Origin of the sequence: Saccharomonospora sp., from assembly GCF_027317685.1 — a bacterium.
Lineage (GTDB): Bacteria > Actinomycetota > Actinomycetes > Mycobacteriales > Pseudonocardiaceae > Saccharomonospora.
The window spans coordinates 1-13811 of the sequence record NZ_DAHVQP010000028.1 but is presented as its reverse complement, the minus strand read 5'-3'; the positions used below and the strand labels follow the sequence as shown (position 1 = coordinate 13811).

13 protein-coding genes and 1 pseudogene are annotated in these 13811 nt (G+C 68.2%); 8 read left to right on the top strand and 6 right to left on the bottom strand.

The annotated features are described in order from the left end of the window. Positions 1 to 472 precede the first annotated feature (472 nt). The 8 genes and pseudogenes from crtI to M7H19_RS02960 all read left to right on the top strand — a co-directional run bounded on the left by crtI (position 473) and on the right by M7H19_RS02960 (position 8869). Positions 473 to 1999 (top strand): phytoene desaturase family protein, encoded by a 1527-nt coding sequence (crtI, locus tag M7H19_RS02995; protein WP_298176824.1) that lies wholly within the window; start codon positions 473 to 475, stop codon positions 1997 to 1999. Positions 2000 to 2088: 89 nt separating this feature from the next. Continuing rightward, positions 2089 to 3054 (top strand): phytoene/squalene synthase family protein, encoded by a 966-nt coding sequence (locus M7H19_RS02990; protein ID WP_298176822.1) that lies wholly within the window; start codon positions 2089 to 2091, stop codon positions 3052 to 3054. Continuing rightward, the gene (locus M7H19_RS02985; protein WP_298176820.1) at positions 3054 to 3386 is read left to right on the top strand and encodes a lycopene cyclase domain-containing protein; all 333 of its coding nucleotides are present in this window, start codon (positions 3054 to 3056) and stop codon (positions 3384 to 3386) included. Before M7H19_RS02990 ends, M7H19_RS02985 begins: the two co-directional genes overlap by 1 nt. Next, positions 3383 to 3679, top strand: a pseudogene (locus tag M7H19_RS02980) (lycopene cyclase domain-containing protein); the annotation flags it as partial. The gene M7H19_RS02985 and the pseudogene M7H19_RS02980, both read left to right, overlap by 4 nt. Before the next feature lie 145 nt (positions 3680 to 3824). Beyond that, positions 3825 to 4553: a class I SAM-dependent methyltransferase gene (locus tag M7H19_RS02975; protein ID WP_298176870.1), complete on the top strand. Its 729-nt coding sequence runs from the start codon at positions 3825 to 3827 to the stop codon at positions 4551 to 4553. Then, positions 4546 to 6078 (top strand): FAD-dependent oxidoreductase, encoded by a 1533-nt coding sequence (locus M7H19_RS02970; protein WP_298176818.1) that lies wholly within the window; start codon positions 4546 to 4548, stop codon positions 6076 to 6078. The genes M7H19_RS02975 and M7H19_RS02970 overlap by 8 nt, the downstream gene beginning before the upstream one ends. Further along, positions 6075 to 7085, top strand: coding sequence for a DUF5914 domain-containing protein (locus M7H19_RS02965; protein ID WP_298176816.1), 1011 nt, complete (start codon positions 6075 to 6077; stop codon positions 7083 to 7085). The genes M7H19_RS02970 and M7H19_RS02965 overlap by 4 nt, the downstream gene beginning before the upstream one ends. 164 nt (positions 7086 to 7249) lie before the next feature. Then, on the top strand, positions 7250 to 8869 hold the full coding sequence (locus M7H19_RS02960; RefSeq protein WP_298176814.1) for an ABC-F family ATP-binding cassette domain-containing protein: 1620 nt from the start codon (positions 7250 to 7252) through the stop codon (positions 8867 to 8869). A gap of 82 nt (positions 8870 to 8951) precedes the next feature. Here the strand turns inward: M7H19_RS02960 and paaE are convergent, their stop codons facing one another. The 6 genes from paaE to paaZ form a co-directional block, all read right to left on the bottom strand. Next, positions 8952 to 10034 carry a 1,2-phenylacetyl-CoA epoxidase subunit PaaE gene (paaE, locus tag M7H19_RS02955; protein ID WP_298176812.1) on the bottom strand — a complete coding sequence of 361 codons (1083 nt, stop codon included), beginning with the start codon at positions 10032 to 10034 and terminating at the stop codon, positions 8952 to 8954. Between the two features lie 2 nt (positions 10035 to 10036). After that, positions 10037 to 10540 carry a 1,2-phenylacetyl-CoA epoxidase subunit PaaD gene (gene paaD, locus M7H19_RS02950; RefSeq protein WP_298176810.1) on the bottom strand — a complete coding sequence of 168 codons (504 nt, stop codon included), beginning with the start codon at positions 10538 to 10540 and terminating at the stop codon, positions 10037 to 10039. After that, the gene (gene paaC / locus M7H19_RS02945) at positions 10534 to 11424 is read right to left on the bottom strand and encodes a 1,2-phenylacetyl-CoA epoxidase subunit PaaC (RefSeq protein ID WP_298176808.1); all 891 of its coding nucleotides are present in this window, start codon (positions 11422 to 11424) and stop codon (positions 10534 to 10536) included. The genes paaD and paaC overlap by 7 nt, the downstream gene beginning before the upstream one ends. 11 nt (positions 11425 to 11435) lie before the next feature. Continuing rightward, entirely contained in the window at positions 11436 to 11720 is a 285-nt protein-coding gene (paaB, locus tag M7H19_RS02940) for a 1,2-phenylacetyl-CoA epoxidase subunit PaaB (RefSeq protein WP_298176806.1), read from the bottom strand. Further along, complete coding sequence (gene paaA / locus M7H19_RS02935; protein WP_298176804.1) at positions 11717 to 12646, bottom strand: 1,2-phenylacetyl-CoA epoxidase subunit PaaA; 930 nt, start codon at positions 12644 to 12646, stop codon at positions 11717 to 11719. Before paaA ends, paaB begins: the two co-directional genes overlap by 4 nt. Beyond that, the coding region (gene paaZ / locus M7H19_RS02930) for a phenylacetic acid degradation bifunctional protein PaaZ (RefSeq protein ID WP_298176802.1) at positions 12643 to 13811 on the bottom strand (1169 nt) is incomplete at its 5' end. The genes paaZ and paaA, both read right to left, overlap by 4 nt.

Genomic DNA, 13811 nt, shown 5'->3' with positions numbered 1-13811 from the left:
ACGCACCAGGTCGCTTTTCCGTCCCTCGGCCGAAACGGTGCCGTCACGCCGCATCGGCGGCCCACTCCCTTGCCCACGTCACGGCACGAGGCCCTGCGCTTTCCGCTGCGTGTCGGGAAGTCACCCACCAGCGTCCCGACGCCTTCCCGGCCCGGGGAAACCGTGGCCCACGGGGAACCGCTCTGCTGTCCCCAGTCCACACGGGCGCACAATCACCAAAGTGGTCGACGCTTGCGGGTCGAGCCACGATCCGGCCCAGGCCCGTTCCCGAACAACCATGCAGGTGCTCCCCGACCGGTCCTTCCACGAAAACTACGATCCACTGTGCACGGAAGTGCTACCCGCCTTCCGTGAACTGAAACAGAGCTGTGCTTCGGGATCGGTCCGCTGAGTTGCGGCTCCGTCAGCGAGCCGCCGATGATGGAACGACCGTTGTCGACGCTCATCGAATCTGCTGCGGGGTCGCTTGCTGATGCGCACCGTGAAGGGAAGAACCGATCACATCATCGTGGTCGGTGCCGGGCTGTCCGGCCTCGCGGCCGCACTGCACCTGGCCGGACGCGGACGCCGAGTGACCGTGCTCGAACGGGAATCGGTTCCCGGAGGGCGCGCGGGACGGTTCGACCGGGACGGCTATCTGTTCGACACCGGCCCCACGGTGCTGACCATGCCGGACATCGTGGAGGCCACCCTGGCCGCTGTGGGTGACTCGTTGGCCGAGCGGGTACCGCTGGTCCGGGTGGAACCGGCATATCGCGCGGAGTTCGCCGACGGCAGTGGGCTTGCCGTGCACAGCGATGGCGAGGCCATGGCCGCCGAAGTGGAGCGTTTCGCGGGCCCCACCGAGGCCGCCGGGTATCTCCGACTACGTGCCTGGTTGCACAGTCTCTACCGGGTTCAGCTCGACCGGTTCATCGCGGCCAATCTGGACTCCCCGCTGACGATGGTCACTCCGGAGCTGGCACGTCTGGCGGCGCTGGGAGGCTTCCGCAGGTTGGAGACGGCGATCGGGCGTTTCCTGACCGACGAGCGGCTCCGCAGGGTGTTCACCTTCCAGTCCCTCTACGCGGGCACGTCACCGCAACGTGCGCTCGCGTTGTACGCCGTGATCGCCTACATGGACACCGTGTCCGGGGTGTATTTCCCGAGCGGTGGCATGCGCGCCCTACCGGACGGCCTGGCCGCCGCGGCCGAGAACGCCGGGGTGCGTTTCCACTATTGCACCCGCGTGACCGCATTGGAGCGGAACGGCGGCCGGGTGCGGGCCGTGTGCACCGCGGCCGGTGAACGGCTGCCCTGCGACGCCGTGGTACTCACCACCGAACTACCGGTGTCCTACTGTCTGCTCGGCCGCACCCCACGCAGGCCGCTGCCCCTGCGTGCGGCTCCGTCGGCGGTGGTGCTGCATGTGGCCGCTCGGCGTCGTTGGCCGGACGTGGGCCACCACACGCTCCTGTTCGGCGAGGCCTGGGCCGATACGTTCCGCCGACTCATCGTGGACGGTGAGCTGATGCACGATCCTTCGTTACTGGTCACCCGGCCCACGGCCACCGACCCGCGGCTGGCACCGGAGGGCGACGACGTGCTGAGCGTGCTCGCCCCGGTGCCGAACCTGCGCCGCGCACCGATCGACTGGGAACGCGAAGGACCGGGCTACGCCGAGCAGATCGCACGAGTGGTGGAGAAGAGACTCCTGCCCGGACTGCGGGACGCCATCGGGTTCACCCATGTGCTCACCCCGAAAGAGTGGGCGGAGTCGGACATGGTGGCGGGCACGCCCTTCTCGCTGGCGCACACATTCGGCCAGACTGGCCCGTTCCGGCCGAGCAACCTGCCCCGTGGAGTGGACAACGCCGTGCTCGCCGGGGGAAGCACCGTGCCCGGGGTCGGCGTGCCCACCGCCTTGCTGTCCGGAAAGCTGGCCGCCGACCGGATCACCGGTCTTCCCGTACGCAGCCCAGGCAGGGGGACGACCGTCATCAGCCACGAGTGGCTTTGACGTTCCCCGGCCGAATTAGTGTTCCGTGGCCGAATTGCAGTGACCGTGCTTCGGTTTCATGCTGACCTCATGGGCACCGGTGGTCCTGGATGAACTCGACAGAGCTGGATGCGGCCGGGGTGTTCGATCCGGTGTTGCGCGAAGCGTACCTGCGTTGCCGCGCTCTGAACGCCGAGCACGGCCGGACCTATTTTCTGGCTACCCGGTTGCTGACTCCGGGGCAACGGCCAGCTGTTCACGCCCTGTACGGGTTCGCCCGTTGGGCCGACGACATCGTCGACGAGCCGTGTGCTGGCCCGGCCGATACGGCGCGGCGGCTGGACGACCTGTCCCACGAATTGACGCGAGGGCTCGCCGAGGGGGCCAGCGAACATCCGACTCTGGCCGCGCTGGTGCACACCGTGCGCCGCTACGGCATCGACACCACGTTGTTCGCCGACTTCCTCCGCTCGATGCGGATGGACCTCACCGTGCGCGACTATCCGAACCGGGCGGCACTGGACGGCTACATGCGGGGTTCGGCTGAGGTGATCGGGTTGCAGATGTTGCCCGTTTTGGGCACGGTCTGTCCACCCGCGAACGCGGAGCCGTACGCGGCCGCGTTGGGCAAGGCGTTTCAGCTGACGAACTTCCTTAGGGACGTCGCCGAGGACCTGGAGCGCGACAGGGTGTATCTGCCCGCCGACGAGCTGGCCGCGCACGGTGTCGATCGTGAGCTGCTGCGCTGGTGCTCGCACCGCGAACGCATTGAACCGCGAGTGCGGAAGGCGTTGGCCGAGCAGCATTCCGTGACCAAGGAGATCTACCGCTACGCGCGGGCCGGGATCGCGCTGCTGCATCCGGTGTCGCGGCCGTGTATCGAGACGGCGGCCACCCTCTACTCCGGAATCCTGGACGAGATCGAGCACGCCGACTTCGCGGTGTTCGCCCACCGCGCGAGAGTCGGCACCGGACGCAGGATCACGGTGGCTGCCGGGGCCCTGGCCAGGGCGTGGTGGGTGCGCCGTGGTGGCCGTGGGGTCGGGACTGCCCCGGCACGGGAAGGGATGGGCTGATGGAGCGGTGGCAGTACCTGCTCGTGCTGGCGGCGTGTCTGTTGGTGACGTTGCCGTTGGAGTTCCTCGGCGCGTGGGTCTATCGACGACCGGTGCAAGCGGCCCGGGCGATCCTCCCGGCCGCAGGGGTATTCCTGGTGTGGGACGTGCTCGCGACCGTGGCCGGGGTGTGGGACTTCGATCGCCGTTACCTCGTCGGTGTCGAACTGCCGTTCGGCCTTCCACTGGAAGAACTGTTGTTCTTCCTGGTGATCCCGTTGTGCGCGCTGCTCACCTACGGGTGTGTCGAGGCCATGCTCGCCAAGCTGCGGGTGAACAGGGCGAACCGATGACCGGGCTCGGCTACACCCTGCCCGCTGTGCTGTCGGTGATCGTGGTGTGCGTGTGGGAGTTGCTCGTTCTGCGCACCGGGTTGTTCCGCAAACCCGCCTACTGGATATCGATGACGATCATGCTGAGCTTCCAGGTGCCCGTCGACGGTTGGCTCACCAAGCTTTCCGCGCCGATCGTGCTTTATGTCGACGAGCACACGCTCGACGTGCGGTTTCCCTGGGACATCCCGGTGGAAGATTTCCTGTTCGGGTTCAGTCTCATCACAGCGGTGCTGCTGTTGTGGGAACGCCAACAACGACGAAGAACACGGAGGCGCCGTGAGCGAGAATCGGCACCAACTGCTCACGAAAGCCGACCGGGCTGGGCCCCCGCTGCGGCACGATTTCTACGGCCACAGCAGGGGAGGGCATCCCGCAAGACACGGAGGCGCCGTGAGCATGCTGCTTCGTGATGGGCTGCGCCGCGCGGTCGTGCCGAACGCTTTCGACGAGGGGGCACGTAGTTACGACCGGCTGGTCGGCCTCAATCCGGGATATCACGCGCATCTGCGGCTTTCCGCCGAGCGGCTTCGGTTGCCCGGGGAGGGTGCGGGTCTGCGGCTGCTCGATGTCGGCTGCGGAACCGGTGCGTCCACCGCTGCGCTGCTGGCTGCCGCGCCGCGTGCGGAGATCGTCGCGGTCGATGCTTCGGCGCGCATGCTGGCCGAGGCACGGCGTAAGCCGTGGCCGGAGTCGGTACGTTTCGTTCATACGAGTATCGAGGAGTTGGCCGGGGTGTCCGGGGCGTTCGACGGCATCCTCGCCGCGTATCTGGTGCGTAATCTCGCTGATCCCGATACTCAGCTTCGAGCGCTGGCCCGGCTGCTGCGTCCGGGGGCGACGCTGGCCGTGCACGAGTATTCCGTGCGTGATTCGGTCCTGGCCACCGCCGTGTGGCACGCCGTGTGCTGGGGCGTGATCATTCCGGCCGCGCGGTTGGTCGACGGGGACACCACGCTGTATCGGCACCTGTGGCGCAGTGTCGCGGCCTTCGACGGTGTGGCCCGGTTCCGGCACAGGCTCGCCGACGCCGGGTTCACCGCGATACACAGCGAGACGATGACCGGCTGGCAGCGGGGCGTGGTGCACACCTTCCTGGCGAGCAGACGTGGGAGCGAGTGTGGCTGACCGCAGGATCGTCCGGCACCGGGCGCCGGCAGGGGCGGGCCACGCGAGCGCGCTCGCCAGGCGACCTCACGTGGTCGTGGTGGGTGGTGGCATCGCCGGGCTGGCCGCCGCGACCGGGCTCGCCGAACGCGGCGTGGCGGTGGAAGTACTGGAGCGTGAACCTTGGCTCGGCGGACGGGTCGCCAGTTGGACCGAGCGCTTGCCCTGCGGCACCCCGGTGAGTATGAGCAGGGGTTTTCATGCTTTCTTCCGGCAGTACTACAACCTGCGCGCGCTACTGCGTCGCACCGATCCCGGGCTCGACCGGCTGATCGAGATCGCCGACTATCCGCTGCAGGACGCCCATGGACGCATCGACACCTTTCGGGAACTTCCGCGCACACCACCGTGGAACGCGTTGGCTTTCGCTCTGCGCAGCCCCACCTTTCGTGTTCGTGATCTGATCCGGTTGAACGCGCGAGCGGCGGCTCCGTTGGCAGCGGTGTCGGTTCCGGGGACGTACGAACTGCTCGACCACGTCGACGCGGAGACGTTCCTGCGTCGGATCAACTTTCCGCCCGCAGCCCGGCATCTGGCGTTCGACGTGTTCTCGCGCAGTTTCTTCGCCCCGCCGGACCGGCTGTCCGCCGCCGAACTGGCGACGATGTTCCACCTGTACTTCCTCGGCTCGGCGGAGGGGTTGATCTTCGATGCGCCCGAGGACGACTTCCAGAGCAGCCTGTGGGGCCCGCTCGCCGATTATCTGACCGGCCTCGGCGCCACCGTGCGCACGAACAACAGGGTGCTGGGTCTGGAAAGGACCGCGCAGGGCTATGTCGTGCACCACGACGAGGGCGGCAGCGAAGTCGATGCGGTGGTACTGGCCACCGATGTCGGCGGGCTGCGCGACATCGTGAACGCCTCGCCCGATCTCGACGATCTCCGTTGGCGTGCCGAGGTGGACGCGTTGCGGACCGCGCCACCTTTCCTCGTGTGGCGGTGCTGGTTCGACCGACCGGTAGCCACGCACCGGCCCGCGTTCCTGGCCACCGGAGGGCTCGATCCGCTGGACAACATCAGTGTCCTGGAACGCTACGAACGTGGTGCGGCACGTTGGACGCGGGAACACGGCGGCTCGGTGGTGGAATTGCACGCCTACGCGGCTTCCGCGGACGCCGACGTGGACGAACTGTGCGCGCGGCTTCTGCGCAGACTCCACGAGACCTATCCGGAGACGGTGGGCGCGAACCTGATCGGTGACTCGGTGCAGTGGCGAGCGGACTGCCCGCTGTTCGGTGTCGGGGCCTTCTCCTCCCGGCCTCGCGTCCGCACTCCGTTTCCCGGTCTGGTGCTCGCGGGCGACGGCATCCGGATCGATCTTCCGGTCGCGCTGATGGAGAGGGCGGCGAGCACGGGGCTGCACGCGGCCAATTGCCTGCTCGCGGGCTGGAGACTCGCCGGACACGAGCTGCATTCGGTGCCCACCAAGGGCAGGTCCGCGGTGCTGCGCGCACTGGCCGGTGTCGGGAAAGGCGGTGTCCCATGACTGAACATCCCAGGTCCGAACGCAGGCGGCGATGGCCGGCGAGCTGGCCGCTGCAACCCATCCCCCGCACTCGCTGGGCCGCTCAGGAGCCGAGTTACCGCGCCGCCAAGCCCGCGGTGATCGAAGGCGCGTTGAAGCGGGCACAGGCCCGACCGTCTGGCAACTGGTACGTCCTGGGCGCGAGCAGACAGATCCGGGCGGACCGGCCGTTCGGTGTCACCGTCGCCGGAGTCGAGCTGGTGGCGTGGCGTGGCGGCGACGGTGCCCTTCGGGTCGGCCCGGGTGCGTGCCCGCATCTCGGCGCTCCCTTGGCCCAGGCCACAGTGGATTGTGGAGAGCTGGTCTGTCGTTGGCACGGACTGCGCGTAGGCTCGTCCGGGTCCGGTTGGCGTGCGTTCCCCAGCCATGACGACGGGGTGCTCGCCTGGGTTCGGCTCGACCGCGTCGGCGGCGAGGAACCACTGGACGAACCCGTCGTGCCACGTCGTCCCGCGGGAGCCGCGTTGGATTCGGTGGCCACCGTGACCGGGGTCTGCGAACCCGCCGACATCGTCGCGAACCGGCTCGATCCCTGGCACGGCGCGTGGTTCCACCCGTACTCATTCACCAGGCTCGATGTGGTGTCCGCCCCACCCGAGGGTGACGTGCCCGACGGCGACGACCGGTTCGTCGTCGCCGTCACGTTCCGCGTCGGCGCCGGGCTCGGTGTCCCCGTCCTGGCCGAGTTCACCTGTCCCGAACCGCGCACGGTCGTGATGCGGATCCTCGAGGGCGAGGGTGCGGGCAGTGTCGTGGAAACCCACGCCACTCCCCTCGGCCGGATCTCCGACGGCCGTCCCCGTACCGCCGTCATCGAAGCCGTCGTCGCCGATTCCGACCGCCGTGGGTTCGCCCTCGCCCGCAAGGGCGCACCGCTGTTGCGGCCGTTGATCCGCCGCGCCGCGGCCAGACTGTGGCGTGACGACCTCGCCTACGCCGAACGCCGCTACGCGCTGCGTACTCGCTGAAGCCGCCCGGACGAGGCGTCGCGATAGTCCTCGGAAATAAAACCGGTGGGTACGCAAAGCCCGAGTGCGCTAAGATCCAGACATGCCTGATTCCCGGATCTACTAGCTCGGCGACTCCCTCTCGCAGGGGAAGTGTGCCTTGAGCCAGATCTGGGAGATCTTTTTTGATTACCGTCAGTAACATTACTGTGCGCGCTGGTGCGCGCCTACTTGTGGACAACGCCAGCTTCCACGTCTCCGCGGGCGACAAGATCGGCTTGGTCGGTCGCAACGGCGCCGGGAAGAGCACGCTCGCGAAACTCCTCGCCGGCGAGACACTTCCCGCCGAGGGGCAGATCAACCGCACCGGATCGGTGGGGTATCTGCCGCAGTCACCGCGAGACGGGGTGCGGTCGAGCGCCTCGGGACAGCACGTGGTGACCGTCGCGGATCGGATCCTGTCCGCCCGGGGAATGGGCGAAGCGGTTCGTGATCTGCGGGCCGCGGAAGCGGCCATGGAACGGTCCCACGGTCGCGAATTGCAGAAGGCGATGCGCGCCTACGCCGCGGCCGAGGACCGGTTTCTCGCGCACGGCGGATACGCGGTCGAAGCCGCCGCAGCCCAGGTCGCCGCGAACCTGGGTCTTCCCGAGTCCACGCTCTCCCGTCCGTTGAACACCCTTTCCGGTGGACAGCTTCGTCGGGTCGAGTTAACGCGCCTGCTGTTCGCCGACCATGACACGTTGCTGTTGGACGAACCGACCAACCACCTCGACGCCGATTCGATCGGTTGGCTGCGCCGGTTCCTGTGTGAATACCGCGGCGGAGTGGTGCTGATCAGCCATGACGTCGAACTGTTGGAGGAGACCGTCAACCGGGTGTTCCACCTCGACGCCAACCGCAGCACGCTCGACGTCTACAACGTCGGCTGGAAGGCCTACCTCGACCAAGCCGAGGCGGATGCGCGGCGACGCCGCCGGGAACGGGTCAACGCGCAACGCAAGGCGGACAGACTGCGGGCCCAGGCCCAGAGGATGCAGGGTCACGTGAAAACCGCGGTGGCGGCCAAGAACATGGTGCGCCGCGCGGATCGACTGCTCGCCGAGACCGAACCCGAACGGCGTTCGGACAAGGTGGCGAGACTTCGTCTGCCGGATCCACCGCCCTGCGGCAGGACACCGCTGGCCGCCGAAGGACTGTCCATGAGGTACGGCTCGCACGAGGTGTTCTGCGGCGTCGACGTCATGGTGGATCGGGGTGCGCGCATCGCGATCCTCGGACTCAACGGCGCGGGGAAGACGACGCTGCTACGCATCCTGGCCGGGCACGAAGAACAGAGCACCGGCCGGGTGGTTCGGGGCCCGGGGGCTCGGGTGGGGTACTACGCGCAGGAACACGAGACGTTGGACGGTGACCGCACGGTGTTGGAGAACCTGACCGACGCCGCCTCCCAACTCACGCACGGTGAAGCGCGGTTGGTGCTCGGCTCGTTCCTGTTCTCCGGCGACGACGTGGACAAACCGGCGCGGGTCCTCAGTGGTGGGGAGAAAACCCGACTGGCGTTGGCGACACTGGTGTGTTCGGACGCCAACGTGCTGCTGCTCGACGAGCCGACCAACAACCTCGACCCGGCCTCACGCACCGAGATCCTGCGCGCCATCGACACCTACCGCGGCGCGGTCGTACTGGTCACCCACGACGCCGGAGCCATCGACGCGCTCCGCCCGGACCGGGTACTGCTGCTCCCCGTCGGCGTCGAGGACCTGTGGAACGACGACTACCGCGACCTGGTCTCGCTCGCGTGAGACCGGATGTCCGTGGCGGGTGGGAGTCATCTCACCCACCACGGCGAACCACGCTGTGCGGACATCACCGCCACCGTCGTCTTCAGACGTCGTAGTCGACGACCACCGACTCCGACACCGGAAGCGACTGGCAGGTGAGTACGAAGCCTGCGTCTACTTCGGACTCCTCAAGGGCGAAGTTGCGCCGCATGTGCACTTTCCCCTCGACCACCTTGGCGCGGCAGGTGCCGCAGACACCACCTTTGCAGGCGAACGGCAGGTCCGGCCGCGTGCGTTGTGCCCCGTCGAGTACCGGTACGTTCCTCGGCAACGCCACGGTCGTCGAACGGCCGTCCAGCACGATCGTCACGTCACTGGTGTGCCCGTCGACCGGCGCGTCCTCGTGCCGAACAGGCTCCGGGGGAACGTCGTCGACGAAGAACAACTCCTGGTGGATCCTCTCGGCTGGTATTCCAGCGCCTCGGAGCTGCTCGCGCACGGTGGTGACCATGTCGAACGGGCCGCACAGCCACCAGTGGTCCACCCGCGCGAAGTCCCCCAGCACCGGCCGCAGTGCTGCCAACTTCTCCGCGTCCAGCCTGCCGGTGAACAGGTCCGCCTCACGTGGTTCGCGGGACAACACGTGCACCAATTCCAGCCGGTCCAGGTAGCGGTCCTTCAACTCGGCCAGCTCGTCGGCGAACATCACGGTGTCGGTGCGCCGGTTGCCGTACAGCAGGGTGACCGTGGTGGCAGGCTCACGCAGGACCGTGGCCGCGATCGATAACATCGGCGTGATCCCGGAGCCCGCCGCGATCAGCACATGGTGGCCCGGCACATCAGGGTCGGGACTGAAATTGCCGGTGGGCGTGCCCACCTCGATCGTGTCACCCGGCTGGACCTGCCGTACCAGCCAGGTGGAGAACAGCCCGCCCGGCACCTCGCGGACACCGATGCGCGGCGGTGCCCCCTCGGGCGCGCAGATCGAGTACGACCGTCGCTCGTCCCGGCCGTCGACCAGCCGCCGCACGGTCAGCGACTGTCCCGCCCGGAAGGCGTACGCCTGTGCCAGGTCGGCCGGGACGTCGAACGTGACGGCCACCGCGTCAGCGCACAGCCTGGTGACGTCCGCGACGGTGAGAGTGTGGAACTCCCCGCGCAGCCGGGGCTTCGTGATCGCGGTCAACTCTAGATCTCCTTGAGGTGTTCGAAAGGTTCGTGGCATGCGTGGCACCGGCGTAGTGCCTTGCATGCGGTGGCGCTGAAGCGCGACACCTCCTCGGTGTCCGTCGAACCACACTGTGGGCATCGCACGCGGGACACGGGTGGAGCCAACGTGAGCGGCACCGGACCCGTGCCGTGGCACCGCGCCCGGCCGGGCGGGGCGATCCCGGCCTCGGCGAGCTTGCGGCGGCCCTCCTCGGTGATCCAGTCGCTGGACCACGCGGGGCGCAGCACCGTGCGCACCTCGACCTTGGGATATCCGGCCCGCTGGAGAGCGTGCACGAGGTCGTCGCGCATCGTGTCGAGGGCGGGGCATCCGGTGTAGGTGGGGGTGATCGACACGATGATCGTGCCGTCCTCCTCCCATACCTCGCGCAACACGCCCAGGTCGGCCAACGTGAGCATCGGCAGTTCCGGATCGGTCACCGTCTCCGCCACCTGGCGGGCGGTTCGCACGGCGGTCACCATGTCGCGTCCGGGTGGGTGCGGGCGACGCTTTGCAACTCGGCCAGCAGGAAGCCCAGGGACTCGGTGTGCACGCCGTGTCGTCCGGTCCGGCCGGACACGCCGTCCCGGTCCGGCACGTCGGGCACCTGAAGCGTCGCCACCGAGCACACCCGCGCCAGCACGTCGTCGAACTCGGCGCGCACTTCCGCCGGGTCCACGCCGACCCCGGATTCGGCCATGTGCCGTTCGACCTCGTGCGTGGTGAACAGTTCCTCGACATAGGGCCAGACGTTCTCCAGCCCGGCCTGCATCCGCTCGCGGGAGAAGTCCGTGCCGTCGCCGAGACGCACGGCCCATTGGGCGGCGTGGTCGCGGTGGTAGGTGAGTTCCTTGACCCCTTTGTCCGCGACGGCGCCGAGCACCGGGTCACGCGAGGCACGCAGCCGCTGGAACAGCGCGAGCCGCCACGTGGAGAACACCAGCAGCACGGCGATCAGCTGGCCGAAGTCGCCACGCGGCAGTTCGGCGAGACGCACGTTGCGGAACTCGTGTTCGGGGCGGAAGAACGCGAGTTCGTCCTCTCCTCGACCGGTTCCGTCGGCCTTGCCCGCCCGGGTGAGCAGCAGGCGGGCTTGGCCGAGCAGGTCCAGTGCGATGTTGGCGAGCGCGACCTCCTCCTCCAGCTCGGGGGCGTTCGTGCACCACTCCTGCAACCGGTGCGAGAAGATCAACGCGTCGTCACCGAGCATGAGGCAGTACGCAGCCAGATCCTCACCGTCCACTCCGGAGGGAACAGAGGTGTCCACTCCTGACAGAGGATCGACGAACCCGGTTCCGAAGGCCCACCGGGAGTCGTCGCTTCCCACGCTGTCCGCCAATGCCTGATAAGCGTTGTCGAAAGCCACGGCACACCCCCTCACATGTGTGGGACGTTGTCGGGGATGTCGTAGAACGTCGGATGCCGGTACACCTTGTCGGCACTCGGTTCGAAGAACGGGTCCTTCTCGTCGGGGCTGGAGGCGGTGATGTCGGCCGCCTTGACCACCCAGATGCTGACCCCTTCGTTACGCCGGGTGTAGAGGTCGCGCGCGTGGTGCAGGGCCATCCGGTCGTCGGCGGCGCGCAGCGACCCGACGTGCACGTGGTTGAGGCCTCGTTTCCCGCGCACGAACACCTCGTACAGCGGCCATCTCTCGCTCATGCCGCCCTCCTGTTCGCCTGTTTCTCCGCGTGGGCCGCGGCCGCTTCCCGCACCCACGCCCCGTTGTCCTGAGCCGCGCGGCGCCGCGCGAGCCGCTGCGCGTTACACGGCCCCTGTCCCGCGAGAACGCGTTTGAACTCGGACCAGTCGATCTCGCCGAAGTCGTAGTGACCGCGGTCGGGGTTCCACCTCAGCTGCGGATCGGGCAGGGTCACGCCCAGTGCCTCGGCCTGCGGCACCGTCATGTCGACGAACTTCTGTCGGAGTTCGTCGTTGGTGTGGCGTTTGATCTTCCACGCCATCGACTGCGCTGTGTGCGGCGACTCGGCGTCGGGGGGCCCGAACATCATCAGCGACGGCCACCACCACCGGTCGGTGGCGTCCTGCACCATACGGCGTTGTTCCTCGGTGCCCCGCATCATCGTCATCAGCAGTTCGTAGCCCTGTCGCTGGTGGAACGACTCCTCCTTGCAGATGCGGATCATCGCCCGCGCGTACGGGCCGTAGCTGCTGCGGCACAGCGGTACCTGGTTGCAGATGGCCGCGCCGTCCACCAGCCAGCCGATCACGCCCACGTCGGCGAAGGTCAACGTCGGGTAGTTGAAGATCGACGAGTACTTCTGCCTGCCGGAGATCAGCTTCTCCGTCAGTTCCGTCCGGTCCGCGCCGAGAGTCTCGGCCGCCGAGTACAGATACAGCCCGTGTCCCGCCTCGTCCTGCACCTTGGCGAGCAGGATCGCCTTGCGCCGCAACGACGGCGCCCTGGTGATCCAGTTGCCCTCCGGCTGCATGCCGATGATCTCTGAGTGCGCGTGTTGCGCGATCATGCGGATCAACGTGGCGCGGTAGGCGTCGGGCATCCAGTCCCTCGGCTCGATACGCTGATCCTTGGCCAGGGTGCGTTCGAACTGCGCTTCGAGTGTCATCGAGGATTCTCCTTCGCGACGAGCGTGAGCACGTCGTACTTCGCCACCGACTCCCCGTGCTGGTTGGTGACGTCGGTGTCCCAGCGCACCTCGCCGTAGTCGGCGTTCTCGCGCGGGGTGATCTGCTTGGCCGTCAGCGTCACGGTCAGCTCGTCGCCCGGTTTGACCGGTGTCAGAAACCGCAGGTTCTCCAGCCCGTAGTTGGCCAGCACCGGCCCCGGTTCCGGCGACACGAACAGTCCGGCCGCGAACGACACCACCAGGTAGCCGTGCGCCACGATGCCGCCGAACAGCGGGTTGGCCTCCGCCGCTGCCTGGTCTGTGTGGGCGTAGAAGGTGTCGCCGGTGAACTCCGCGAAGTGCGCGACGTCGTCGGCGGTGACGGTGCGAGGGCCCGCGAGCACCGAGTCGCCGATCCTCAGTTCCGCCAACGACTTGCGGAACGGGTGCACGCCCTCCGACCTCGGCGCGCCGGTCACCCACCGGCCGCTGACGGCGGTCAGCACCGTCGGGCTGGCCTGCACGGCCGTGCGCTGCATGTGGTGCAGAACCGCTCGGATGCCACCCAGTTCCTCACCGCCGCCCGCCCGGCCGGGGCCACCGTGTACGAGCATCGGCAGCGGTGAACCGTGGCCTGTGGACTCCCGGGCGTTGTCGGTGTCGAGCACCAGCAGTCTGCCGTGCCACGGCGCCGCGCCGAGCACCACCTCGCGCGCGAAGTCGGCGTCACCGGTGACGACCGAACCGGCCAGACTGCCCTGTCCACGTGCGGCCAGTTCCACGACCTGCTCGACGGAGGTGTAGGGCAGCAGGGTCGACACCGGTCCGAACGCCTCCACCTCGTGCGGTTCGGCCCGCTCGGGATCGTCGGCTCGTAGCAGCACCGGGGACAGGAACGCGCCGCGCTGCGGATCGGCGTCGACGACGTCGACGTGGTCGGGGTCGCCGAACACGATCCGTCCCGCGTCCTGCAGCGCCTTCAGCGAACGGCGCACCTCCTCGCGTTGTTCGAGGCTGGCCAACGCCCCCATCCGGACCTCGGGGTCGGCCGGGTTGCCCACCGTGACCTTCGCCAAACGCTCGCTCACGGCCTGGGCGACGTCGTCCAGCAGTTCGGCGGGCACGAACGCGCGCCGGATCGCGGTGCACTTCTGCCCGGCCTTCA

Bases quoted from the DNA above. Each gene is read 5' to 3' on its own strand.
- crtI (WP_298176824.1), top strand. From the start codon at position 473: ATGCGCACCGTGAAGGGAAGAACCGATCACATCATCGTGGTCGGTGCC.
- paaD (WP_298176810.1), bottom strand. From the start codon at position 10,540: ATGGTGACCGCCGTGCGAACCGCCCGCCAGGTGGCGGAGACGGTGACC.
- paaB (WP_298176806.1), bottom strand. From the start codon at position 11,720: ATGAGCGAGAGATGGCCGCTGTACGAGGTGTTCGTGCGCGGGAAACGA.
- M7H19_RS02975 (WP_298176870.1), top strand. From the start codon at position 3,825: ATGCTGCTTCGTGATGGGCTGCGCCGCGCGGTCGTGCCGAACGCTTTC.
- paaA (WP_298176804.1), bottom strand. From the start codon at position 12,646: ATGACACTCGAAGCGCAGTTCGAACGCACCCTGGCCAAGGATCAGCGT.
- M7H19_RS02965 (WP_298176816.1), top strand. From the start codon at position 6,075: ATGACTGAACATCCCAGGTCCGAACGCAGGCGGCGATGGCCGGCGAGC.
- M7H19_RS02990 (WP_298176822.1), top strand. From the start codon at position 2,089: ATGAACTCGACAGAGCTGGATGCGGCCGGGGTGTTCGATCCGGTGTTG.
- M7H19_RS02985 (WP_298176820.1), top strand. From the start codon at position 3,054: ATGGAGCGGTGGCAGTACCTGCTCGTGCTGGCGGCGTGTCTGTTGGTG.